Annotated in this window: 22 protein-coding genes; 7 read left to right on the forward strand and 15 right to left on the reverse strand. The window is 67.0% G+C overall.

The features are described 5' to 3' along the window. Positions 1-34: 34 nt before the first annotated feature. From L1080_RS11735 to pafA, 3 genes are read right to left on the reverse strand one after another with little or no spacing between them, the layout of a single operon-like run. Positions 35-1,015 carry a helix-turn-helix transcriptional regulator gene (locus tag L1080_RS11735; protein WP_159922035.1) on the reverse strand — a complete coding sequence of 327 codons (981 nt, stop codon included), beginning with the start codon at positions 1,013-1,015 and terminating at the stop codon, positions 35-37. Continuing rightward, positions 1,008-2,003, reverse strand: a complete 996-nt coding sequence (locus L1080_RS11740; RefSeq protein WP_201453572.1) for a helix-turn-helix transcriptional regulator — start codon at positions 2,001-2,003, stop codon at positions 1,008-1,010. Before L1080_RS11740 ends, L1080_RS11735 begins: the two co-directional genes overlap by 8 nt. A gap of 47 nt (positions 2,004-2,050) precedes the next feature. Continuing rightward, positions 2,051-3,409 carry a Pup--protein ligase gene (gene pafA / locus L1080_RS11745; RefSeq protein WP_201453571.1) on the reverse strand — a complete coding sequence of 453 codons (1,359 nt, stop codon included), beginning with the start codon at positions 3,407-3,409 and terminating at the stop codon, positions 2,051-2,053. Positions 3,410-3,574: 165 nt separating this feature from the next. Between pafA and L1080_RS11750 the strand changes: the two genes are divergently transcribed. Next, positions 3,575-4,948 carry a bifunctional phosphatase PAP2/diacylglycerol kinase family protein gene (locus L1080_RS11750; protein ID WP_284707626.1) on the forward strand — a complete coding sequence of 458 codons (1,374 nt, stop codon included), beginning with the start codon at positions 3,575-3,577 and terminating at the stop codon, positions 4,946-4,948. Here the strand turns inward: L1080_RS11750 and prcA are convergent. From prcA to dop, 4 genes are all read right to left on the reverse strand, one after another. Beyond that, the gene (prcA, locus tag L1080_RS11755) at positions 4,939-5,718 is read right to left on the reverse strand and encodes a proteasome subunit alpha (RefSeq protein WP_109329571.1); all 780 of its coding nucleotides are present in this window, start codon (positions 5,716-5,718) and stop codon (positions 4,939-4,941) included. The two genes, L1080_RS11750 and prcA, sit on opposite strands and share 10 nt — an antisense overlap. Then, positions 5,715-6,602 carry a proteasome subunit beta gene (prcB, locus tag L1080_RS11760; RefSeq protein WP_159922031.1) on the reverse strand — a complete coding sequence of 296 codons (888 nt, stop codon included), beginning with the start codon at positions 6,600-6,602 and terminating at the stop codon, positions 5,715-5,717. Before prcB ends, prcA begins: the two co-directional genes overlap by 4 nt. Continuing rightward, complete coding sequence (locus L1080_RS11765) at positions 6,599-6,793, reverse strand: ubiquitin-like protein Pup (RefSeq protein WP_005242990.1); 195 nt, start codon at positions 6,791-6,793, stop codon at positions 6,599-6,601. The genes prcB and L1080_RS11765 overlap by 4 nt, the downstream gene beginning before the upstream one ends. A 170-nt stretch (positions 6,794-6,963) precedes the next feature. Beyond that, positions 6,964-8,463 carry a depupylase/deamidase Dop gene (gene dop / locus L1080_RS11770; RefSeq protein WP_159922029.1) on the reverse strand — a complete coding sequence of 500 codons (1,500 nt, stop codon included), beginning with the start codon at positions 8,461-8,463 and terminating at the stop codon, positions 6,964-6,966. Between the two features lie 178 nt (positions 8,464-8,641). Here dop and L1080_RS11775 point away from each other — a divergent pair, with 178 nt between their 5' ends. Next, positions 8,642-9,226, forward strand: coding sequence for an NUDIX hydrolase (locus tag L1080_RS11775; RefSeq protein WP_159922027.1), 585 nt, complete (start codon positions 8,642-8,644; stop codon positions 9,224-9,226). A gap of 30 nt (positions 9,227-9,256) precedes the next feature. Here L1080_RS11775 and arc read toward each other — a convergent pair whose 3' ends face one another. Further along, positions 9,257-11,032: a proteasome ATPase gene (gene arc, locus L1080_RS11780; protein ID WP_159922025.1), complete on the reverse strand. Its 1,776-nt coding sequence runs from the start codon at positions 11,030-11,032 to the stop codon at positions 9,257-9,259. Positions 11,033-11,212: 180 nt separating this feature from the next. On the opposite strand from arc, the gene L1080_RS11785 reads away from it, so the two are divergent. After that, the gene (locus L1080_RS11785; RefSeq protein ID WP_250768471.1) at positions 11,213-11,722 is read left to right on the forward strand and encodes a hypothetical protein; all 510 of its coding nucleotides are present in this window, start codon (positions 11,213-11,215) and stop codon (positions 11,720-11,722) included. A 60-nt stretch (positions 11,723-11,782) separates the two neighbouring features. On the opposite strand, the gene L1080_RS11790 is transcribed toward L1080_RS11785, so the two are convergent. Next, positions 11,783-12,637: a tRNA (adenine-N1)-methyltransferase gene (locus tag L1080_RS11790; protein ID WP_250768473.1), complete on the reverse strand. Its 855-nt coding sequence runs from the start codon at positions 12,635-12,637 to the stop codon at positions 11,783-11,785. A gap of 92 nt (positions 12,638-12,729) precedes the next feature. Here L1080_RS11790 and L1080_RS11795 point away from each other — a divergent pair, with 92 nt between their 5' ends. Beyond that, positions 12,730-13,656 carry a RecB family exonuclease gene (locus tag L1080_RS11795; RefSeq protein ID WP_250768475.1) on the forward strand — a complete coding sequence of 309 codons (927 nt, stop codon included), beginning with the start codon at positions 12,730-12,732 and terminating at the stop codon, positions 13,654-13,656. Next, the gene (locus L1080_RS11800; protein WP_250768477.1) at positions 13,653-14,495 is read left to right on the forward strand and encodes a thioesterase family protein; all 843 of its coding nucleotides are present in this window, start codon (positions 13,653-13,655) and stop codon (positions 14,493-14,495) included. Before L1080_RS11795 ends, L1080_RS11800 begins: the two co-directional genes overlap by 4 nt. A gap of 36 nt (positions 14,496-14,531) precedes the next feature. Here L1080_RS11800 and hisG read toward each other — a convergent pair whose 3' ends face one another. The 6 genes from hisG to metH are packed head-to-tail and all read right to left on the reverse strand — an operon-like array spanning position 14,532 to position 21,781. Next, positions 14,532-15,383, reverse strand: a complete 852-nt coding sequence (hisG, locus tag L1080_RS11805) for an ATP phosphoribosyltransferase (protein WP_159922015.1) — start codon at positions 15,381-15,383, stop codon at positions 14,532-14,534. A 53-nt stretch (positions 15,384-15,436) separates the two neighbouring features. After that, positions 15,437-15,718 carry a phosphoribosyl-ATP diphosphatase gene (locus tag L1080_RS11810; RefSeq protein ID WP_201453570.1) on the reverse strand — a complete coding sequence of 94 codons (282 nt, stop codon included), beginning with the start codon at positions 15,716-15,718 and terminating at the stop codon, positions 15,437-15,439. A gap of 25 nt (positions 15,719-15,743) precedes the next feature. Next, a complete protein-coding gene (locus L1080_RS11815; protein WP_213578043.1) occupies positions 15,744-16,637 on the reverse strand; it encodes a pseudouridine synthase in 894 nt (297 codons plus the stop codon). 1 nt (position 16,638) lies between these two features. Then, positions 16,639-17,499, reverse strand: coding sequence for an oxygen-dependent tRNA uridine(34) hydroxylase TrhO (trhO, locus tag L1080_RS11820; protein WP_250768479.1), 861 nt, complete (start codon positions 17,497-17,499; stop codon positions 16,639-16,641). A 15-nt stretch (positions 17,500-17,514) separates the two neighbouring features. Continuing rightward, complete coding sequence (locus tag L1080_RS11825; protein WP_250768481.1) at positions 17,515-18,219, reverse strand: HAD family hydrolase; 705 nt, start codon at positions 18,217-18,219, stop codon at positions 17,515-17,517. Further along, positions 18,212-21,781, reverse strand: a complete 3,570-nt coding sequence (metH, locus tag L1080_RS11830) for a methionine synthase (protein WP_250768483.1) — start codon at positions 21,779-21,781, stop codon at positions 18,212-18,214. The genes L1080_RS11825 and metH overlap by 8 nt, the downstream gene beginning before the upstream one ends. A gap of 51 nt (positions 21,782-21,832) precedes the next feature. Between metH and L1080_RS11835 the strand changes: the two genes are divergently transcribed. Both L1080_RS11835 and L1080_RS11840 read left to right on the forward strand, forming a co-directional pair. Then, positions 21,833-22,774: a PAC2 family protein gene (locus L1080_RS11835; RefSeq protein WP_159922007.1), complete on the forward strand. Its 942-nt coding sequence runs from the start codon at positions 21,833-21,835 to the stop codon at positions 22,772-22,774. Continuing rightward, on the forward strand, positions 22,771-23,919 hold the full coding sequence (locus L1080_RS11840; protein WP_250768487.1) for an MFS transporter: 1,149 nt from the start codon (positions 22,771-22,773) through the stop codon (positions 23,917-23,919). The genes L1080_RS11835 and L1080_RS11840 overlap by 4 nt, the downstream gene beginning before the upstream one ends. The last annotated feature ends 72 nt before the right edge of the window (positions 23,920-23,991 follow it).

The following is a 23,991-nucleotide window of genomic DNA, read 5'->3' on the forward strand; positions in this document are numbered from 1 at the left end:
GATTCGACTGTCGGTTTCCTCACCGAACGCTGACTCAGACGTCCACGGCCTCATACGCCGCGAGGGCCTCGACCGCGCGGCGCCGCACCTCCTCGACGAGCTCGACCGGTTCGAGGACGGTGATGCCACCACCGAAGCCGAGGACGAGCCGCGCCATCCACTCGAGTGCCCCGTAGCTCATGCTCGCCTCGACGGCACCGTCCGCACCCACGGCCAGCACATCCATCGGGTAGTAGTCGAGCACCCACACGCACTCGGCGGTGATGTGCAGCCGGGCATGCGGAAGGGAGGGGTCGCCACTGAACAGTTCCAAATTCGAATCCCGCACCAGCGCCTGCGCCGGCGGTGTGGAGGGCTCCTCCAGTTCGGTGGCGGCGTCGATGCGGTCGAGCCGGAAGAGACGCACCCCTTCGGCCTGACGGCACCACGCCTGCAGGTAGCTGTGGTTGTCGACCAGCACGATGCGGACCGGATCCACCGTGCGTTCACTCACCCGGTCCCGCGAGGCGGAATAGTAGGTGAGGTCGAGTGCACGGCGATGATGGAGGGCGGCGCGGACCGTTGCGGCGATGGGGTCTTCCTCCACGTCCTCGGCAGTCTCCCGGCCTGGCGACACCGTTGCCGGGGTACGCGCCGCGGCCGTGCCGGCGGCGTCCTCGATCTTCGCGATCGCGCTGTGCGCCGCCGACGGGTCGACCATGCCGGGCATCTCGACCAGCGAACGCAGAGCAATCAGCAGCGCGGTCGCCTCGGTGGACGTCAACCGCAACGGACGGTCGATGCCTGCCGAGAACGTCACCTCGATGCTTTCCTCGGAGAACGAGAGGTCGATCAGGTCGCCGGGGCCGTACCCCGGCAACCCGCACACCCACAATTGATTGAGGTCGGTCATCAGCTGGGTGGTCGTCACCCCGAGTTCGGCGGCGGCTTCCGCTGCGCTCATTCCCGGATTCGCGATGAAGTACGGCACCAGATTGAGTAGCCGCGAGAGTCTCGACGACAATCTGTTACTCACTCCGCGCCCCCTGTTCCGCCGCGTCCCGCAGCTTGGCCAGCACGTCGTCGCGCAGTTCCGGTGGGTCGAGGACCAATGCATCCGCCCCGTGTCCGGCGATCAGCCGGGCGATCCAGTCCCGCGACCGCACCGGAATCTGCAGAACACTGCCGCTGCGCTGGGCCACTTGTTGTTCCCCGGTCGTGGTGCCCAGCCGCCGCAACTCCTGGGCGCGCCCCTCGGCCACCCACACCGTTGCGGTGCCGGTGACCGCACCCGATCCGGTGACCCGATCCACGATTGCACGAAGATCGACGTCGGCCGGCTTGTGCACCACACCGGCCGGGCCGAACGCCGTCACCTCGTCACCGATCCGCGAGAGCCGGAACGTCCGCACGGCACCACGGTCGACGTCGTGGCCGACGAGATACCAGCGACCGTGCGCTGTGACGACACCCCACGGCTCGACCGTGCGTTCGGTGTACGGCTCGTTGAGCGCACCCCGGTGGGGAAAGTGCACCGCACGACCGGCATCGATCGCGGCCAGCAGCTTGCCCAGCGCCGGTTCCGACCCTCGTGTGCGTGCCGGGACGGCGGTAACGGGGGTGGCCGCAGAGTCGGGATCCACCTGCACCCCCGCCGCCCGCAATTTCAGCAACGCACCCTGTGCTGCCGAGGTCAATTCCGGCGACTCCCACAACTGCACCGCCACCGCCACGGCCGCCGATTCCTCCCGGGTGAGGTCGATGTCGGGAAGTTCGTACGCGTTGCGGTTGATGCGGTAGCCCTCGACCGTGGAAAAACGCGACGCCTGCCCGGTCTCGAGGGGCACACCGAGGTCACGGAGTTCGTTCTTGTCGCGTTCGAACATGCGACTGAAGGCCTCGTCGCTGGCGGAGTCGGCGTATCCGGCTACGCTCTCGCGAATCTTCTCGGCCGTGAGGAACTGCCTGGTGGACAGCAGACAGATCACCAGGTTCATCAAGCGCTCGATCTTGGATGTCGGCACGCCCGGAAGCCTAGTGGGTGGGTTGGTTCCGAACTCCCGCAGCGCGGTTACATCGAGGCAATCAACCGCTCCACCCGTTCGTCGACCGACCGGAACGGGTCCTTGCACAGGACGGTCCGCTGCGCCTGATCGTTGAGCTTGAGGTGCACCCAGTCGACGGTGAAGTCGCGGCCGGCCTCCTGAGCTGCGGTGATGAACTCACCGCGCAGCTTCGCGCGGGTCGTCTGCGGCGGGGTGTCCACGGCAGCCTCGATCGTCTCGTCCTCGGTGATCCGCTTCACCAGCCCCTTGCGCTGGAGCAGGTCGAACACACCGCGACCACGTTTGATGTCGTGGTACGCCAGGTCGAGTTGCGCGATCTTCGGGTCGGCGAGCTCGAACCCGTCCCGGTCCTGGTAGCGCTGGAACAGCTTGCGCTTGATCACCCAGTCGATCTCCGTGTCCACCTTGGCGAAGTCCTGCGACTCCACCGCATCGAGCATCCGGCCCCACAGATCCACCACCTGGCTGACCTGTGCGTCGGGTTCGCGGTTCTGCAGGTGTTCCACCGCGCGCGCGTGGTACTCGCGCTGAATGTCCAGTGCACTGGCCTGCCGGCCGCCGGCCAACCGCACCGGGCGACGTCCGGTGACGTCATGACTGACCTCACGGATGGCGCGGATCGGGTTGTCGAGCGCGAAATCGCGGAACGAGACCCCGGCCTCGATCATCTCCAGGACGAGGGCCGCGGTTCCCACCTTCAGCATGGTGGTCGACTCCGACATGTTGGAATCACCGACGATCACGTGGAGGCGACGGTACTTCTCGGCGTCGGCGTGCGGTTCGTCGCGCGTATTGATGATGGGCCGCGACCGGGTAGTCGCCGAGGACACCCCCTCCCAGATGTGCTCCGCCCGCTGCGACAGGCAGAAAGTGGCCGCCTTGGGAGTTTGCAGGACCTTGCCGGCACCGCAGATCAGCTGCCGCGTCACCAGGAACGGCAACAGGACGTCGGAGATCCGGGAGAACTCCCCGGCCCGCGCCACCAGGAAGTTCTCGTGGCAGCCGTACGAGTTACCGGCGGAGTCGGTGTTGTTCTTGAACAGGTAGATGTCGCCGCCGATGCCTTCTTCGGCGAGCCGCTGCTCCGCGTCGATGAGCAGTTCCTCGAGAACCCGCTCCCCCGCCCGGTCGTGATTGACCAACTGGATCAGGTTGTCGCACTCCGCCGTCGCGTACTCGGGGTGCGAGCCGACATCCAGATACAGGCGGGCACCGTTCCGGAGGAACACGTTGGAACTACGGCCCCACGACACCACCCGCCGGAACAGGTAGCGCGCAACCTCGTCGGGGCTCAGTCGCCTGTGACCATGGAAGGTGCAGGTCACACCGAACTCAGTCTCAATACCCATGATTCGTCGCTGCACACCTCGACAGTACAACGCGGATCACGCGGCGGAGCGAGAAAACCATCGGCGACACCGCACGCATACTCTGAGGTCGTGAAGCCACCGTTACACCGGATCCACAGAGCCGACGAATTCGTGTTCGATCGCAGCGCCAATCTACGTCCGTCCGAGGCCGACCGGGTGATGCGTTTCCTCAGCCGTGCCGCCGACAAAGGGGTGCTGTGGTGGGCAGCCGCAGCAGTACTCACCGCCGTCGGCGGGCGGGCGCGGCGCGGCGGTGTCCGCGGTCTGCTGTCCCTCGCCCTGGCCAGCATGCTGGCCAACGGGATCCTGAAACCGCTGTTCCCTCGGCGGCGGCCCACCGCCCGGCAATGGGCCAGCGTGCTGCGGGGGGTGCGCATTCCGCTGTCGTCGTCGTTCCCGTCCGGGCATGCCGCATCCGCGGCCGCCTTCACCACCGGGGTCGCCCTCGAGTCGCCGGTCACCGGGGCCGTGCTGGCACCGCTCGCGGCGGCAGTCGCCTACTCCCGCGTCCACAACGGAGTCCACTGGCCGAGTGACGTGCTCGTCGGGCTCGCGTTCGGTGGTGTCGTGGCCTCGAGCACCCGACGCTGGTGGGCGGTCCGCTCGGAGGACCCGGCCGACCTCGGTTCCGCGGCCGACGTTCCCGCACTACGCGGTGGCGAAGGACTACTCGTGGTGGTCAATCCCGGATCCGGACCCGGCGACGATGCGCCGACCGACGAGATCGGCGCCGCCTTGCCGAGTGCACTGGTGCGCACCCTCGACATGGACCAGGATTTCGCCGAGCAGCTCGACACCTGGATCGGCGGGACCCGACCGCAGGCGCTCGGGGTCTGCGGCGGCGACGGCACGGTGGTCGCGGTGGCAGCGGCAGCGGTCCGCCACACGCTGCCGCTGGCGGTCTTCCCCGGGGGCACCCTCAATCACTTCGCCCGCGACGCGGGCGTCACCGACATCGCCGGAACGGCGGAGGCTGTCGAGGAGGGGCGCGCCCGGCACGTCGACAAGGCCGTCGTCGTCACCGACGTCGCAGCGCCGGCTCCGTTCCTCAACACTGCCAGCCTGGGTGGATACCCGGACGCCGTGCGACTACGGGAAAAGTGGCAGCCGCGGCTCGGGAAATGGCCGGCCGCCTGCGCCGCAATGATCCGGATCCTGTCCGCCGCCGCACCCCTTGCCGTCACCATCGACGAGGAACCGGTGCTGATCTGGATGCTGTTCGTCGGAAACGGCCGGTACTCGCCGGCCGATCAGGTTCCGATGTCACGCCCGGCGATCACCGGCGGAATGCTCGATGTGCGATATGTGCGGGCAGACCGCCGCGCCTCACGATCCCGGCTGCTGTTCGCCGCGGCGACCGGCACCCTCGGCACCACACCGGTGTACGTCCGGTCGCTGGTGCCGAGGCTGACCGTGCAGGTCGACGGATCACCGGTCGCTCTGGCGACCGACGGCGAAGTAGTCGCCGACGCCCGCACCTTCGACTTCCGGGCCGAGCCCGAAGCGCTCGCGGTGTACCGCCCTCAGCCCTGAGATTCGGTCGACGTCGTCCCGTTGTCCGGAGTCGGCTCTGCGGCCGATTCCGACGGGGCGGCGGGCGGCTCCGGAAGCAGCCCCTCGAGCGCACTCCCGACGATCCGCCGGAACGCGCGCCGGGGACGGGTCTGATCGAGCACCGCCACCTCGAGAGCCGACACATCGACGTTGCGGCGTTCACCGTCGCCCGCACCGCCCTGCCGCAATGCGTTGACCGCGACCCCGACCGCGTCCTCGAGGCCCAGATCGGCGCGATAGGACTCACGCATGGCAGTGGCGATCGGTTCCGTCGTGCCACCCATCACCACGAAGTCCTGCTCGTCGACGATGGATCCGTCGTAGGTGATGCGGTACAACTGCGGCGCCTTGGGACTTCCCACCCGCCCCACCTCGGCGACGCAGATTTCCACCTCGTAGGGCTTGGGCTGCTCGGTGAAGATCGTGCCCAGCGTCTGCGCATAGGCGTTGGCCAGCGACCGACCCGTCACATCGCGGCGGTCGTAGGAGTAACCGCGCATGTCGGCGTGCACGATGCCGGCCCGGCGCAAATTCTCGAACTCGTTGTATTTCCCCACCGCCGCGAACCCGAGGCGGTCATACAGCTCGCTCACCTTGTGCAGGGCGGTCGACGGATTCTCCGCGACGAACAACACACCGTCGTGGAAGGTGAGCACCACGACGCTACGCCCCCGGGCGATGCCCTTGCGCGCCAGCTCCGAGCGATCCCGCATGATCTGCTCGGCTGATGCGTAGTACGGCATGGTCATCGCGCCGACCCCCCTTCTTCGGTCCGCTCGGCGACGATGCGCCGCGCCAACTCCGACGTCGTGTCTTCGGACACGTGCACCGCCCCGGCCTGCGTGATCGTCACCGCTGTCGGGTAGATACCCCTGGTCACATCCGGCCCGCCGGTGGCAGAGTCGTCGTCAGCGGCGTCGTACAGCGACTCGATGGCCGCGCGCAACGCGGTCTCCTCGTCACTCTCCGGCGTATACAGCTTCTTCAGCGACGACTTCGCGAACAACGAACCCGAACCGACCGCGTGGTATCCGGAGCGTTCCTCGTAGCGACCGCCGACCACGTCGTAGGACACGATCCGGCCCGCCCGCGCGTCGTCGTCCGCGTCGAGGTCGTAGCCGACGAGGAGCGGCACCACGGCGAGGCCCTGCATCGCGGCCCCGAGATTGCCGCGCACCATCGATGCCAGGCGATTCGCCTTGCCGTCGAACGTGAGCTGAACGCCCTCGATCTTCTCGTAATGCTCGAGCTCGACGGCGAAGAGCCGCACCAACTCGATCGCGATACCGGCGGTGCCTGCGATTCCGGCAGCCGAGTATTCGTCGGTGATGTACACCTTTTCCACGTCGCGACTGGCGATCAGGTTTCCCTGTGTCGCTCGCCGGTCACCGGCGATGAGCACCCCACCTTTGTAGGTGAGCGCCACGATCGTCGTTCCGTGCGGTGCGAGATCACCGCTGTCCATCCCGTCACCACCCCGTGCGGTCGAGTGCGAGCGAAGGCCGATCCGATTCTCCGGCAGCAATTCTGGTGCATGACCACGCAGATACTCGGTGAACGAGGACAGGTTCGAGCCGAAGCTGAGCCTCGTGTCACCGTTGTGTATCCGCAGTGCCGGTCGATCCGCCGTCACTGGCCGCCCTTCTGGACATAGGCCCGGACGAAGTCCTCGGCATTCTCCTCGAGCACGTCGTCGATCTCGTCGAGGAGGTCGTCGGTGTCTTCTGCCAGCTTTTCACGACGTTCCTGACCTGCAGCTCCGTCACCGCCGGGGGTGTCGTCCTCATCGCCGCCACCAGTACGTTTGGTCTGCTCCTGTGCCATCGCCGCCGACCTCCTTGTGTAAAGGGAGCTCTTCTTCCGAGCGTCCTGTTCTGCCAAGCAGTCTGACTGATCATCCGCTCGGACCTTCACCCTACCGAGCGCCGACGCCCCACGTGTGCCGACGCGGCGGCGAGTTCACCGGCGGGGCCCACCGTGACCGACCGGAGGGCTCAGTTCGTGAGCTCGTCGACGAGCTCCTTCGCGGTGGTCGCCGACTCCAGCAACGCTCCGACGTGGGCTTTGCTGCCCCGGAGCGGCTCGAGAGTCGGGATACGGACCAGGGAGTCTCCACCCAGGTCGAAGATCACCGAATCCCAGCTCGCAGCCGCAATGTCGGCACCGAACTTGCGCAGGCACTCGCCGCGGAAGTACGCGCGGGTGTCGATCGGCGGTGCATCGACGGCGTCCAGGACCTGCTGCTCGGTGACGAGCCGTTCCATCGACCCGCGCGACACCAGGAGGTTGTACAGCCCCTTGTCGAGACGCACGTCGGAGTACTGGAGGTCGATCAGGTGCAATTTGGGGGCGGCCCATCCGAGGCCCTCCCGGCTGCGCGCACCCTCCAGGAGACGCAGCTTCGCCGGCCAGTCCAGTAGGTGTGAGCACTCCAGCGGATCACGCTCGAGCAGGTCGAGCACCATGGCCCATTTTTCGAGCAGATCGGTGACGCGGGGGTCGTCGTTGCCCTCGGCGGAGACGAATTTCGCAACCCGGTCGTGATAGATCCGCTGCAGGGCAAGCCCGGTCAGCTCCCGGCCGTCGGCCAACGCCACAGTGGCCCGCAAGGTGGGGTCGTGACTGATGTGGTGCACGGCGGTCACCGGGCGAGCCAGCTGGAGGTCGGTGAGATCGACGCCGGCCTCGATGAGATCGAGAACCAGGGCGGTGGTGCCGACTTTGAGGTACGTCGACATCTCGGCCAGGTTGGCGTCACCGATGATGACGTGGAGCCGGCGGTACTTGTCCGCATCGGCATGGGGTTCGTCGCGGGTGTTGATGATCCCACGCTTGAGCGTCGTCTCGAGGCCGACCTCCACCTCGATGTAGTCGGCCCGCTGCGACAACTGGAAACCGGCCTCGTCGCCGGACTGACCGATGCCCACCCGCCCGGACCCGGTGATCACCTGACGGGACGCGAAGAACGGGGTGAGGCCGTTGATCACCGCGGAGAACGGGGTAGCCCGCGACATGAGGTAATTCTCGTGGGTGCCGTAGGAGGCGCCCTTGCCGTCCACGTTGTTCTTGTACAGCTGCAGCCGCGGTGCACCGGGCACACTCGACGCGTGCCGGGCGGCGGCTTCCATCACCCGTTCGCCCGCCTTGTCCCAGATCACCGCGTCGAGCGGGTCGGTGACCTCGGGGGCGGAATACTCCGGATGGGCGTGGTCGACGTACAGGCGCGCGCCGTTGGTGAGGATCATGTTGGCGGCACCGACCTCGTCGGCGTCGATGACCGGTGCCGGACCGCTGAGCCGGCCGAGGTCGAATCCGCGGGCGTCGCGCAGGGGCGACTCCACCTCGTAGTCCCATCGCGTCCGCTTGGCCCGGGGCACCCCGGCCGCTGCCGCATAGGCGAGCACCGCCTGGGTCGAGGTCAGAATCGGATTGGCCGACGGCTCGCTGGGCGAGGAGATTCCGTACTCGACTTCGACACCGATGATCCGCTGCATGCTGCGAGCCTATGCGATCACCGGTTCCCGAGACGGTCAGGCCTGCGCGCACTCCCGGTAGCGGTCGACGGAACGTGCCCCGGCCTCCACCGAAATCGAGCGACCGGCCGTGCCAAGGCCCTGAACACCCCGACGCCGACGGGGACGGGGTCACCGTGCTGCTGGCAGGATCGGACGCATGGATTCCGCGCCGGACACTTCACGACAGGCACACGAAGTGGTGGCGGTGTTCGACGACGCAGGCCACCCGGTCGGGTCCGCCGAACGATCACGGGTCTACGACGAGGGGCTGTGGCATGCCAGCGCCGGAGTGCTCGTGCGGTCGGGCGACGGAAAACGTCTCTACGTGCACCGGCGGTCCGACACCAAGAGGGTGTTCGCCGGTCATCACGACTGCCTGGCGGGCGGTGTGCTCGATCCCGGCGAGACCCCCGAACAGGCCGCCGGCCGGGAATTGGCCGAGGAGCTGGGCATTACCGGTGCCGTGCTCACCCCGATCGCTAGGGTGTCCTGGAACGGCCGGTGGCAGGGGCTGCGCCTGCGCTGCCACCTCTACGCCTACGAAACCCATTGGGACGGCCCGATCGTTCACCAGGAGAGCGAAATCGCGGCCGGCTGGTGGTGGACCCCCGAAGAGCTGCTCACCCACCTCCGCGACCCGGCATGGCCGTTCGCTCCCGACACCCGCGCACTGCTCGGAAACCGTGTCGCCCCGGACGAGAACCGACCCGGAGAACAGACCGGCACGGCGGGAAACGAATGATGTTCCCGCCGTGCCGGTATGGGCAATCCGCTACAGGTACTGGCCGGTGTTGGACTCGGTGTCGATGGCGCGGCTCGCGCTCGCGTTCTTGCCGGTGACCAACGTGCGGATGTAGACGATCCGCTCGCCCTTCTTGCCGGAAATGCGTGCCCAGTCGTCCGGGTTCGTGGTGTTCGGCAGGTCCTCGTTCTCCGAGAACTCGTCGACGATCGAATCGAACAGGTGCTGGACCCGCAGGCCGGGGGCCCCGGTGTCGAGCACCGACTTGATCGCGTACTTCTTGGCCCGGTCGACGATGTTCTGGATCATCGCACCCGAGTTGAAGTCCTTGAAGTACAGCACCTCCTTGTCACCGTTGGCATAGGTGACCTCGAGGAAGCGGTTCTCCTCACTTTCGGCGTACATGCGGTCGACGACCCGCTCGATCATCGCCCGAATGCAGGCGGTGCGGTCCCCACCGAACTCGGCCAGGTCGTCGGCGTGGACGGGCAGCGTCTCGGTCAGGTACTTGGAGAAAATGTCCTGTGCCGATTCCGCGTCGGGACGCTCGATCTTGATCTTCACGTCCAGACGGCCCGGACGGAGGATCGCGGGGTCGATCATGTCCTCGCGGTTGGAGGCGCCGATCACGATGACGTTCTCGAGCCCCTCGACACCGTCGATCTCGCTGAGCAACTGCGGGACGACGGTGGTCTCGACGTCGGACGAGACACCCGATCCGCGGGTACGGAAGATCGAGTCCATCTCGTCGAAGAACACGATGACGGGAGTACCCTCCGATGCCTTCTCGCGAGCCCGCTGGAAGATGAGCCGGATGTGCCGTTCCGTCTCGCCGACGAACTTGTTGAGCAGTTCGGGACCCTTGATGTTGAGGAAGAACGACTTCGCTTCCTTGCTGTCCTCACCGCGGGCCTCGGCGATCTTCTTGGCCAGCGAGTTCGCGACAGCCTTCGCGATGAGTGTCTTACCGCAACCGGGCGGGCCGTACAGGAGCACACCCTTGGGTGGGCGGAGCGCGTACTCGTGGAAGAGGTCCTTGTGCAGGAACGGCAACTCCACCGCGTCGCGGATCTGCTCGATCTGCCGTCCGAGCCCGCCGATGTCGTCGTAGTGCACGTCCGGGACCTCTTCGAGGACGAGATCCTCGACTTCGGCCTTCGGTATCCGCTCGAACGCGTACCCGGCCTTGGTGTCGACCAGCAGAGAATCACCGGGCCGCAACTTGCGGGTGGGTGACTCCGCGTCGTACGCGACCGACTCTCGCTCACTGTCGGCGAAGACCGCGGCGAGGGGTTCGGCCAGCCAGACGATGCGTTCCTCGTCGGCGTGACCCACCACGAGGGCACGCTGGCCGTCGTCGAGGATCTCGCGCAGGGTGCTGATCTCGCCCACACGCTCGAAGGTGCCGGCCTCGACGATGGTGAGGGCCTCGTTGAGGCGCACGGTCTGACCGAGCTTGAGCGTCTCGGCCTCGACGTTCGGTGAGCACGTCAACCGCATCTTGCGACCGGAGGTGAACACGTCCACGGTCTGGTCGTCGTGCACTCCGAGGAGGACGCCGTATCCGCTCGGCGGCTGGCCGAGGCGATCGACTTCCTCTCGAAGAGCGATGAGCTGCTGGCGTGCTTCCTTGAGGGTGTCCATCAGCTTGGTGTTACGGATGGACAACGAGTCCACTCGCGATTCCATCTCACGGAGCTGTTCCGGCGACTCCGCGAGCTGCCTCCGCAATGCCGACGCCTCTGCGCGCAACGCCTCGAGCTCTCGTGCGGCCGCAACCGAATCGGGGTTCTCTGTCGAGCTCATGTGCGTCTCCTCCCAATGAAGATCTATCAACGCTACCGGCACCGCCCGAATTCTGCGCCGTGACACGGAATCTGCCGATTGCGAATCGGCCAACGAGAGACCCGAACCTCCAGTTCCATCATGTTAGCCTTGCCTACCTGCTGAGCAGTGTCTCTCTTCTGTGTAACGAAAGGGCTCGTCGTGATAATCCGCACATCGCTGATCGGCACTTCCCTCGTCGGCAGGACTGCGGTCGCCACCGGCGCCGTCGTCCTCGCGCTCGGCCTGGCATCGTGCTCGTCCGACGACACCGCGGACACCACACCGGCCACCGCCACGACGGCCGCGGCCGCGACGTCGGCCGAGGACTCCGTGGCCGCGCCCAGCTCGGACGAACTGCTCACCACGCTGCAGGTTCTCGTCGATCCCGCACGCCCGGTCGACGAGAAGACCGCCGTGGTGGTCGAGGGTGACGAGCGCCGCTCCAACATCGAGGCCATGACCGCCGCCACCGCCAACTACCCGGTGTCGTTCACTGTCACGGACGTGCAGGTAGACGGTGATATTGCCACCGCGAAGGTGGCGGTGACGAGCCCGCACGGCACCGCCGCTCCCACCCAGTGGACATGGGAGAACGTCGACGGCACCTGGAAGGTGTCGGACGAGAGCACCTGCGCGTTGCTGGGCATGGCCCGCACCGGCTGCAGCTAGAACAGACCTGCGAGACCGTTTCCGCGGCGGCGTCCCTTCGGACGCCGCCGCTTTCGTCGGTCAGCCCTTACCGGACCTGCGCTGCGGCTTGGGGGTGACGGTGCCCTCGGCGAGACGCCGGGCACTGACGAGGAACGCGGTGTGGCCCTGCATCCGGTGCTCGGGGCGCACCGCCAGGCCGACCACGTGCCAGCCCCGCACGATCGACTCCCACGACCGGGGCTCGGTCCAGCACTCCTGCTCCCGCATCGCCTCGACGACTTTTGAGAGCTGCGTCACAGTAGCGACGTAGACGACGAGAACGCCGCCCGGAACCAGCGCCTTCGACACAGCGGGCAGGGCGTCCCACGGCGCCAGCATGTCGAGAACGACCCGATCCACCTGTCCGCCGGCCGCCTCGGCGTCGAACTCGGCGACATCGGCGATGGTCAGATCCCAGTTCTCCGGTCGTTCCCCGAAGAAGGTCTCGACGTTGCGCACCGCATGCTCGGCGTGGTCGTCCCGAACCTCGTAGGAGATGACCCGGCCCTGCGGTCCCACCGCACGGAGAAGAGAACAAGTCAGCGCCCCGGATCCGGCGCCCGCCTCGAGCACCCGCGCACCGGGGAACACGTCACCCTCGTGCACGATCTGCGCGGCGTCCTTCGGGTAGATCACCTGGGCGCCGCGCGGCATCGACAGGATGTAGTCGACCAGCAGCGGCCGCAACGCCAGGTAGGGGGTGCCGTTGGTGGACTTGACGACACTGCCCTCGTCGGTGCCGATCAGGTCGTCGTGCAGGATGCCGCCGCGGTGGGTGTGGAACTCCTTGCCCGCCTCCAGGTTGACCGTGTAATGCCGGCCCTTGGCGTCGGTCAGCTGGACGCGATCGCCCACCCGAAACGGTCCGCTCGGTCGCGTTTCGCGTCCTACCATGTGTCAACGACTCCTCAGCCTGTTCGTTCCGGCCGTCGTACTCGCCGGCGGCCGCGACGAGACTGTCGGACCAGGCGCCTACCCTGCCAGGTGTGAGCATCTCAGAGTCGGCAGCCCCTGTGACAGAGGGTCCCCCATCACAGACGAAGGGTTCCCCATTGCAGCTCGGAGCGGGAACGGCAACCCGCAGGCGCCCCGCGCTCTCCCCCTCCCGGGCCGGCGACTTCAAGCAGTGCCCGTTGCTCTACCGGTTCCGGGCCGTCGACCGACTCCCCGAGGCGCCCTCGCGGGCGCAGGTGAAAGGCACTGTGGTGCATGCGGCGCTGGAAACCCTGTTCGGGTTACCCGCCGCTGAGCGTGTGCCCGAGCGCGCCGTCGACCTCGTCCATCCCTCATGGGAACGGATGCTCGCCGAGACCCCCGAACTGATCGAATTGGTACCCGCCGAGGAGCGTGAAGGGTTCCTCGACGAGGCCCGCTCCCTGGTCACCGCCTACTACGGTCTGGAAGATCCGACGCGGTTCGAGGCCGAGTCGTGTGAGCTGCGGGTGGAGACCGAACTCGCCGACGGGGTGTTGCTGCGCGGCTTCGTCGACCGCATCGACGTCGCGCCCACCGGCGAGGTGCGGGTGGTCGACTACAAGACGGGTCGCGCCCCGCGGGAAATGAGCGAGTCCAAGGCCCTGTTCCAGATGAAGTTCTACGCCCTGGTGCTGCTCCGGACCCGGGGGATCGTGCCCGCCCAGTTGCGCCTGCTGTACCTCGCCTCCGGCATCGTGCTCACCTACGCGCCCGACGAGGACGAACTGCTGCGATTCGAACGCACGCTCTCGGCCATCTGGAAAGCGATTCTGACAGCGGGTGCGACCGGGGACTTCCGCCCCAAGCCCAGCCGACTGTGCGACTGGTGCGATCACAAGGCCCTGTGCCCGTCGTTCGGCGGAACACCGCCGCCCTATCCGGGATGGCCCGAGGGCCCGGCCGAGGAGACCCCTGGATTCGAGGAGATCGTCGAATGAGTGCGGAGTCCTACTACGTTCCGGTCGGTTCGGAGTCGCTGAGCGCTGCAGCGTCCGATCCGGATCGGAAGGTCACCATCGAGCGGTTCGCGAGTACCGACCTGACCGTCAGCGTGTGGGCCGACACCATGCAACACGGCGCGCCCCCGTCCGCCCTCCTCCTTCGCGCGCTCGAGCGCTGCGACGCCCGAACCGACGTGCGGGTCACCCGGGTCGCCGTCGACATCCTCGGCCCCATCCCGATCGCCGAACTCGAGGTCCGCTCCTGGGTACAGCGTCCCGGGCGGCGGGTGGAGCTGGTGGTCGCGGAACTGTGGAGCACCGATACCGCCGGCCGACCGCGCGCGGTGGCCAGGGCTACCGGGTGGCGAATGGAGACCGTCGATACCGCCGCCACGGTGCACACCGCCGACACACCTCTCCCACCGCCGGAAGCAGGCCGCGACGGTGCCGTGTGGCGTTTCCCCGCATCCGGTTACCTCGACACCCTCGACTACCGGTGGATCACCGAGATCGGCGGCGAAGGTCCCGCCGCGATGTGGGCGAGGCCGAAAGCCGCCCTCGTCCGGGGTGAGCAGATGACTCCGCTCGAGCGGTTGTTCTCGGTGGCCGATATCGCCAACGGCGTCGGCTCCAAACTCGACCCGACGCAGTGGACGTTCCTGAACACGGACCTGACGGTGCACGTGTTCCGGGTGCCGTCGGGAAGCTGGGTGGGTGTCAGCGCGGAAACGTCGATCGGCCCCGACGGGGTGGGCATGTGCGCAGGCGTGCTCTACGACGACGCCGGTGCGGTCGGGCGCATCACCCAATCCGTACAGGTCCGCGCCCGCCCCTGAACTCGGAACGAGCGCGAACCGAAGCGGAACGCGGACTCACAGAGCCCGGCACGACCGGATGTTCGAGGCCAGAATCGCCTTGGCACCCAGTTCGGCGAGCTCGTCCATCACACCGTTGTGCCCCTTGATCGGCACCATCGCCCGCACTGCCACCCAGTTCTCGTCGGCCAGCGGGGACAGTGTCGGGGATTCCAGACCCGGGGTGATCTTCAACGCGTCGTCGAGGATCGTCTTGGGGCAGTCGTAATCGAGCATGAGATTCTGCTGCGCGAACACGATGCCCCGCACCCGCTCCACCAACTGGTTGCGGGCCGAATTGTCGGCGGGCGAACCCGCGCGTTCGATGAGCACACCCTCGGAGTCGCAGAGGGTGTTCCCGAAGGCCACCAGGTTGTGCTGGCGCAGTGTGCGTCCCGACCCCACCACGTCGGCGATCGCGTCCGCGACACCGAGCTGAATCGAGATCTCGACCGCGCCGTCGAGGCGGATCACCGAGGCCTCGATGCCGCGGGCCGACAGATCGTCGCGCACCAGGTTGGGGTAGGACGTGGCGATCCGCAGCCCCGCGAGGTCCTCCACGGACCAATCCTTCCCGGCAGGGGCGGCGTACCGGAAGGTGGACCGGCCGAAGCCGAGTGAGAGCCGTTCGGAGACAGGGGCGCCCGAATCGCGGGCGAGGTCGCGGCCGGTGATCCCGAGGTCGAGTTCACCCGAACCGACGTAGATCGCGATGTCCTTGGGCCGCAAGAAGAAGAATTCGACCTGGTTCGACGGGTCGAGAACGGTCAGATCGCGGGAGTCGGTGCGGCGCCGGTAACCGGCTTCGCTGAGGATTTCGGCGGCGGACTCGGACAGCGAGCCCTTGTTCGGGACTGCAACGCGCAGCATGGGAGGGGTCCTTTCGGAGACGACGCGGGGTGAGGGAAGGCTCGATCGACCGATCACAGATGTCGGTAGACGTCCTCGAGTTTCAGCCCCTTACCCACCATCAGCACCTGAACCCAGTAGAGCAGCTGGGAGATCTCCTCGGAGAGCGCGTCGTCGCTCTCGTGCTCGGCGGCAATCCACACCTCACCGGCCTCTTCGAGGATCTTCTTTCCCTGCGAATGGACGCCGGCGTCCAGGGCGGCAACGGTGCCGGAGCCCTCGGGACGGGTGGCGGCGCGTTCAGTCAGCTCGGCGAACAGGGATTCGAAGGTCTTCACGAGGACCCATTGTTTCACGCCACCGCGGTCCCCTCGGAACCGGTCACCACCCGAGAGTGCGGCGACTCTCGAACCGGCGGACCCCACCCGACACCGGGTCGATGAACTCGATGGCCCGCGCGAGCAACTGCAGGGGCGACGAGAAGTCACCGGGCACCGAGCGCCGGAAGGTCGGGTAGTAGTTGTCGCCCTCGATCGGCAATCCCAGCGACGACATGTGCAACCGCAGCTGGTGCGTGCGACCTGTCCTCGGCAGCAGGCGGTAACGTCCGCGACCATTCCTCGACTCGAGCAGGTCGATCACGGTTTCACTGTTCGGCTCCCCCGGTTCCTCCGTTGCCGTCATCACCCCGTGTTCCTTCACGATACGGCTGCGAACGGTGCGCGGAAAGGTCAACGCCGAAGCGGTACCGGCAAGCGCCTCATACTCTTTCGTCACCTGCCGGGAGACGAACAACTCCTGATACGGTCGACGATCCTCACGCCGGACGAGGAACACGAGCACACCCGCCGTCATCCGGTCGAGCCGGTGCGCCGGCGTCAGTTCGGGGAGGTCGAGGGCCTTACGCAGTCGTACCACCGCAGTCTCGGTGATGTGGGCGCCACGCGGGATGGTCGCGAGAAAGTGCGGTTTGTCGACCACGACGAGCCGGTCGTCGTGGTGGAGGATGTCGATGTCGAACGGCACCGGAATCTCGGGGGCAGGATCACGGTAGAAATACACGAATCGCGTCGGCGAGTACCGTGTTCGGCGATCGACCACCCGCCCGTGTTCGTCGACCACACCACCACTGTCGATCAGCGTGAGCCAGTGCGCACTGTCGTCCGGGTAGGTCCGCAGCAGAAAGTCGGCAACGGTCTTCGTGTCGAGGTCGGCGGGCATCCGGATGCGGTCCGGGCCGAGCCCGTTACGGACGGGCAGCGGGGCGCCGGCCACGTCAGCCGACCCAACTGTCGGCGGTGCAGCCCTCACACACCAACGCAAGGGCACGCCCCTGATTCTCGGGCAGATTCTCGTAACGGGACGTGGGATCCCCGCATACGGTGCAGGTTCCCAGGACGCTCGCCCGCTCGCTGAAGTTCACGGACATCCGCTTGTCGAAGACATACAGCGACCCTTCCCACAGACCGCTGTCACCGAAGGCTTCGCCGTACCGGACGATGCCGCCCTCGAGTTGATATACCTCCCCGAAACCGCGCGAGCGCATCAACGACGACAGCACCTCACAGCGCACCCCGCCCGTGCAATACGTCACCACCGCCTTGTTCTTGAGGTGGTCGTACTTGCCGCTGTCGAGTTCGTGGACGAAGTCCCGGGTCGTCGACACATCGGGGACGACGGCCCCCCGGAATCGGCCGATCTCCGCCTCGAAGGCGTTGCGGCCGTCGAAGAACACGACGTCCTCGCCCCTACCCTCGACCAGTTCGTGCACCTCGTGTGGCGCCAGGTGGGTGCCGCCGCCCACCACCCCGGTCGTGTCGACTTTCAGCTCGTCGGGCGCACCGAAGGACACGACCTCGGGCCGTACCCGGACGCTGAGCCGGGGAAAGTCGGCGCCGCGCCCATCGGACCATTTGATGTCGGCGTCGCGGAAGGGTGCGTAACTCCGGGTGCCCTTGACATACTTCTTGACGTCCCGGATGTCGCCGCCCACCGTGGCGTTGATGCCGTGCTCGGAGATCAGGATCCGGCCGGTGAGAGCGTTGGCCTCGGCGAGGGTGTGCTGCCACAGCCGGATCGCGTCCGGGTCGGCGAGCGGTGTGAACACATAGAACAGCACAATCTTCGGCACAGCCACGGGAAACCAGGATACCTAAAGCTGCAGGCCGCTCAGCTCCGCTTGCGGCTGCGACCACAGTGCGCCGAGTTCTACGCCCGTGAGCCCTTCGAGACTGTCCCGGAACACTCTGCCCGGGCCCTGCGGTACGACGACCTCGCAGGGGATGACGAGCACGACGCATCCGGCGGCCTGCGCCGACGCGGCACCGGTGGGAGAGTCCTCGATGGCGAGGCACTGAGCAGCGTCCAGCCCCAGCAGTTCAGCACCTCGCAGATACGGGCCGGGGTGCGGCTTGCCGAACGGCACCTCGTCACCACACACCGAATGGTCGAAGTGCTGCCGCCCGAGCGTGTCGAGTGCGCGCTCGGTGAGACGACGCTCGGTGTTGGTCACCAGGGCTGTACTCAGGCCGTGTTCACGCACCGCCTGCAATGCCCGCAGTGCGCCGGGACGCCACGGGATGCCGTCGGCGAACAACTCTTCGACGCGAGTGAACATCCACTCCTTGGCCTCGGCGAGCGAAACCGGGTCCTGCTCGAGGCCGAGAGCGTCGAAGATGACGCCGAGAGCATCGGCACTGGATGCACCGATCGTCTTCAGCCGTGTCTCCTCGGTCATGGGACCGCCGAGGTGCAGCGACAACTCCCGCACCGCGACGTCCCACATCTTCTCCGAATCGAGCAGCGTTCCGTCCATGTCCCACAGAACACCTGCGAGTTCGTTGCCCGCCTCAGACATTGAAGTACTTCGCCTCGGGATGGTGCAGAACGAACGCATCCGTGGACTGTTCCGGATGCAACTGCAACTCCTCGGACAACTTCACACCGATCCGCTCGGGCTCGAGCAGAGCTACCATCTTGGCCCTGTCTTCCAGGTTGGGGCACGCGCCGTAGCCGAACGAGTAGCGGGCACCGCGATACGCCAGGTCGAAGAATCCGGACACCTCCGACGGGTCCTGTTCCGCCACATTGTGTCCGCCGGGCAGCACCAGTTCCTCCCGCACGCGGCGATGCCAGTACTCGGCCAACGATTCCGTCAACTGCACACCGATGCCGTGCACCTCGAGGTAGTCGCGATACGCGTTTGCAGCGAACAGCTCGTTCGCGAAGTCCGCAATGGGCTGCCCCATGGTGACCAACTGCATCGGGAACACATCGACCTGCCCGGTTTCCTTCGCTTCGGTCCGCGAGCGGACGAAGTCGGCGACGCAGAGAAAGCGGTCACGGTGCTGACGCGGGAACGTGAACCGGAAACGCTCGTCCGCATCGGGCTTCGGTTCGGTGAGCACCACCACGTCGTCACCCTCGGACACGGCCGGGAAGTACCCGTACACCACCGCGGCGTGCGCGAGAATTCCTTCCGTGCTCAGGCGATCGAGCCAATACCGCAGCCGTGGGCGACCCTCGGTCTCCACCAGCTCCTCATAGGTAGGACCGTCGCCGGACCGCTGTCCGCGCAGACCCCACTGTCCGAGGAACAGGGCACGCTCGTCGAGAAGTCCCGAATACTCGGACAGCGAGACGCCCTTGACGATCCGGTTACCCCAGAAGGGCGGATTCGGGACGTCGATGTCGGTGGCCACGTCGGACCGCTCGGGCACCTCGATCGGCGTTTCGGCGGCCTTGCGTTTCTCGGCGATCCTTTTCGATCGTTCGTGGCGGGCCTTGCGCTCCGCCGCCTTCTCGCGGGCCGCGATCGCCTCCGGGCTGTCCGGATCGGGTCCACCGCCGCGCTTGACGGCCATGATCTCGTCCATCCGGTGCAGGCCCTCGAAAGCGTCCCGCGCATAACTGACCTCACCCTCGTACACCTCGGCGAGGTCGTTCTCCACATAAGACCGGGTAAGGGCCGCTCCCCCGAGCAGCACAGGGAACTTCTCCGCGACGCCCTTGGCGTTGAGCTCCTGCAGATTGTCCTTCATCACCACGGTCGACTTCACCAGCAGACCGGACATGCCGATCACATCGGCCCGCTGCTCGATCGCGGCATCGAGAATGGTGGCGATCGGCTGCTTGATGCCCAGGTTCACGACGTCGTATCCGTTGTTGCTCAGGATGATGTCGACCAGGTTCTTGCCGATGTCGTGGACGTCGCCCTTCACAGTGGCGATGACGATGCGACCCTTGCCGTCCTCGTCGGTGGCCTCCATGTGTGGCTCGAGGTACGCCACCGCCGCCTTCATCACCTCGGCGGACTGGAGGACGAACGGTAGCTGCATCTGACCGGAGCCGAAGAGTTCGCCGACGGTCTTCATGCCCGAGAGCAGCGTCTCGTTGATGATCTCGAGCGGCGGCTTCTGCGTCATGGCCTCGGTGAGGTCCTCGTCGAGACCGTTGCGCTCCCCGTCCACGATCCGTCGCTCGAGCCGTTCGAACAGCGGCAGAGCAGCAAGTTCCTGGGCGCGCGATTCACGCGCCGACGCCGCCGAGACACCCTCGAAGAGTTGCATCAGCTTCTGCAGTGGGTCGTAACCCTCGCTGCGACGGTCGTAGACCAGGTCGAGGGCCGTTTCCCGCTGCTCGTCGGGGATGCGGGCCATCGGCAAGATCTTGGACGCGTGGACGATCGCCGTGTCGAGACCGGCCTCGGTGCACTCGTGCAGGAATACCGAGTTGAGCACCTGCCGCGCGGCCGGATTGAGACCGAACGAGATGTTCGACACACCGAGGGTGAAGTGCACCTCAGGGTGCCGCTTCTTCAGCTCCCGGATCGCCTCGATGGTCTCGATGCCGTCCCGGCGCACTTCCTCCTGACCGGTGGAGATCGGGAACGTGAGCGCGTCGATGATGATGTCGGACTCGTCGAGACCCCAGTTGGTGGTGATGTCCTCGAGGAGCCGCTCGGCGATCCGGACCTTGTGCTCCGCGGTACGCGCCTGACCCTCCTCGTCGATGGTCAGGGCCACCACGGCGGCGCCATGTTCCTTCACCAGCCGCATGATCTTCTGGAACCGCGAATCCGGCCCGTCGCCGTCCTCGTAGTTCACGGAGTTGACGGCGCACCGACCACCGAGATGTTCGAGGCCCGCCTGCAGCACTGCGGGCTCGGTGGAGTCCAGCATGATCGGCAACGTCGACGCCGTCGCGAACCGGCTCGCCAGAGCGGCCATGTCTGCGGCACCGTCGCGGCCGACGTAGTCCACGTTGAGGTCCAGCATGTGGGCGCCGTCGCGGGTCTGGTCCTTGGCGATGTCGAGGCACTTCTGGTAGTCCTCGGCGATCATCGCCTCACGGAACGCCTTCGATCCGTTGGAGTTCGTGCGCTCGCCGATCATCAGGATGCTCGCATCCTGCTGGAACGGCACTGCGGTGTAGAGCGAGGACGTCCCCGACTCGCGTACCGGATTACGCTCGGCCTTCTCGACCAGGCGCACCGCCTCGGCCACCTCCCGGATGTGCTCCGGGGTGGTGCCGCAGCAACCACCCACCAGCGCGAGCCCGTACTCGCTGACGAACCCGCTGAGCGCCTCCGCCAGCTCCTCCGCCGTGAGCGGGTACTCGGCGCCATTGGCCCCCAGCGTCGGCAGACCGGCGTTGGGCATGACCGACACCGGCAGCGTCGAGTACTTCGACAGGTGCCGAAGGTGCTCGCTCATCTCGGCCGGACCGGTAGCGCAGTTGAGTCCGATCATGTCGATTCCGAGCGGCTCGAGGGCGGTCAGCGCCGCACCGATCTCACTGCCGAGAAGCATCGTTCCGGTGGTCTCCACGGTGACGTGCGTCATGATCGGCAGCCGGGAGCCGAGCTTGTCCATCGCCATGCGACTGCCGAGAATCGCGGCTTTCACCTGCAGAAGGTCCTGGCACGTCTCGACGAGGATCGCATCGGCGCCCCCGTCGATCATTCCCATCGCCGCCTCGGCGTACGCGTCCCGCAGGCTCGCGAACGATGCGTGACCGAGTGTCGGCAGCTTGGTGCCCGGGCCCATCGACCCCAGCACGAACCGGCCCATGCCGTCGCGCCCCGGCCCCATCTCGTCGGCGACCTCACGTGCCAGCCGAGTACCTTTCTCGGCCAGTTCGCGGATCCGGTCCTGGATGTCGTAGTCCGCCAGGTTGGGCAGGTTGCAGCCGAACGTGTTGGTTTCGACGGCGTCGGCCCCGGCCTCGAAGTACGCGCGATGGATGTCTTTCAGCACGTCGGGGCGGGTGTGGTTGAGAATTTCGTTGCAGCCCTCGAGGCCCAGGAAGTCGTCCAAGGTGAGATCTGCGGCCTGCAACATGGTGCCCATGGCGCCGTCGCCGATGACAACGCGCTGGTTCAACGCATCGAGCAGGGCAGAGTGAAATGGCGCAGACATGCCGTCCAGACTAATGGGCGCGGGGGCGGATGCTGGCCGTAGGCTGGGTGGGTGAGTTCCAGTGAGTTCCCTGTCACGCCCGCGGGCCGCGACGACGACGCCTTCGACACCGCGGATGCCGGCGCCGAAGACAACGGCGTTCCCGTGCTGCGTGACCCTGTCATGGTCGCCGCCTTCGAAGGCTGGAACGACGCCGGCGACGCCGCGAGCGGGGCCGTCGAACACCTGGAGTTGACCTGGGACGCCCAGCCGCTGGCCGAGCTGGATTCCGAGGAATACTACGACTACCAGGTCAATCGCCCCACCGTCCGGCAGGTCGACGGCGTCACCCGGGAGATCGTGTGGCCGGCCACCCGCCTGTCCGTGTGCTCTCCACCCGGCAGTGAGCGTGACGTCGTCCTTCTTCGCGGTATCGAACCGAACATGCGCTGGCGCAGCTTCTGCGAGGACCTCCTCGAGCTGATCGACCAACTCGAGATCAGCACCGTCGTCATCCTGGGGGCGCTCCTCGCGGATACGCCGCACACCCGGCCGGTCCCCGTCACCGGCAGCGCGTACAGCAGTGAGGCCGCCGAGCGGTTCAAGCTCGAGCAGACGCGGTACGAGGGGCCTACCGGCATCACCGGGGTGCTGCAGGACGCCTGCGTCCGGGCCGGTGTGCCCGCGGTGTCGTTCTGGGCGGCCGTGCCCCACTACGTGTCGCAGCCACCGAACCCGAAGGCCACCGTCGCTCTGCTCCAACGCGTCGAGGATGTTCTCGACATCGAGGTTCCGCTCGGTGAGCTGCCGAGCCAAGCCGACGACTGGCAGGAAGCCGTCACGGAGATGACCGCCGACGACGAAGAGATCGGCGACTACGTCCGCTCGCTCGAGGAACGCGGCGACGCCGAGACCGACATTTCCGAGGCGATCTCGAAGATCGACGGTGACGCATTGGCGGCCGAGTTCGAGCGGTACCTCCGCCGGCGTGGGCCCGGCAGCTTCGGGCTGTGACGGAGCGCTCTCCCGAGTCGCTTCATTCTGCACTGCAACGCCTCGCCCTCTACGGTGGTGGCTTCCTCGGACCCTTCGGCGGCGGCGTCGTCGTCTCGATCCTCCCCGAGATCGGTGACGACCTGGGCGTGGGCGCCGCAGCCGCCGCCAGTTCCCTGACGGCGTACCTGCTGCCCTTCGCGCTGGTGATGCTCGTGTCGGGAACACTGGGGGCGCGCTGGGGTCGCACTCGGACCGTGCGGGCGGCCTACGCCGTCTACCTGGTGTCGTCGCTCGCGTGCTTCCTCGCCCCCACGCTCCCGTTGTTTCTCGGCGCGCGGGTGTTGCAGGGATGCTCCAACTCGTTCACCACACCCCTCCTGCTGGCTGCGCTCGCCGCCTCCACGCCGAAGAAGCGTCTCGGACGTGCACTCGGGATCTTCGGCGCCTTCCAAGCTGCAGGTCAGTCGAGTGCGCCGCTCGTCGGCGGACTGGCCGCCGAGATCGACTGGCGGCTGTCGTTCCTCGTCATCGCCCTCGTCGCCGCGGCGTTCGGCCTCATCGGGATACCGGAGGCTGCCCGCGACGAGCCGGGGGCCGCGCGTCCACGCCTGCGCGACGCGCTGACACTGCCGGTACTGCGAATGGGTGTTGTGGCACTCCTCGGCTGGGGCGCCCTGGGGGGACTCAGCTTTCTGGTGGCGTTCCGTGCCGAGGACGTCTTCGGCCTGAGCCCGACCCAGCGGGGCCTCCTGCTCACCGGCTTCGGAGTGGCCGGAATCCTCACTGCGCGCCTCGTCGGCGGAGTGATCGACAGGATCGGCGCACGGACGGCCGTCGTGATCGGTGCCGTTGCCGGTGCCGTGCTCATCGCCGCCGCCGGCACCGTCTCACTCCTCGCCGTCGTGGCCGTGGCCTGGTTCGCGGCCGGAGCCGCGGGCCAGTTCATCCTGGTCGGCGTCAACGCTGCAGTTCTCGGGTCTTCCGGACCGAATCGGGGTGGGGCGGTATCGGTGGTCCAGGCATTGAGGTTCACGGGCAATGCGCTGGCACCCATTACTCTCACCCCCGTCTATGCGATCTCCCCGGCAGCGGGGTTTCTACTTCCTGCCGTGCTGCTCGCGGTGGCGGCTCCCCTTCTCATGCCGCGCGACAGTTCCGTCTGACGCAACTTCCGCGGAGCCTGTGAGATGTTCCTGATTCCCATGTAACTTCCGCGCAGCCGTTACGACACGGCG

The sequence above is a fragment of the Rhodococcus sp. MSC1_016 genome (assembly GCF_023667485.2).
Lineage (GTDB): Bacteria > Actinomycetota > Actinomycetes > Mycobacteriales > Mycobacteriaceae > Rhodococcus_F > Rhodococcus_F oxybenzonivorans.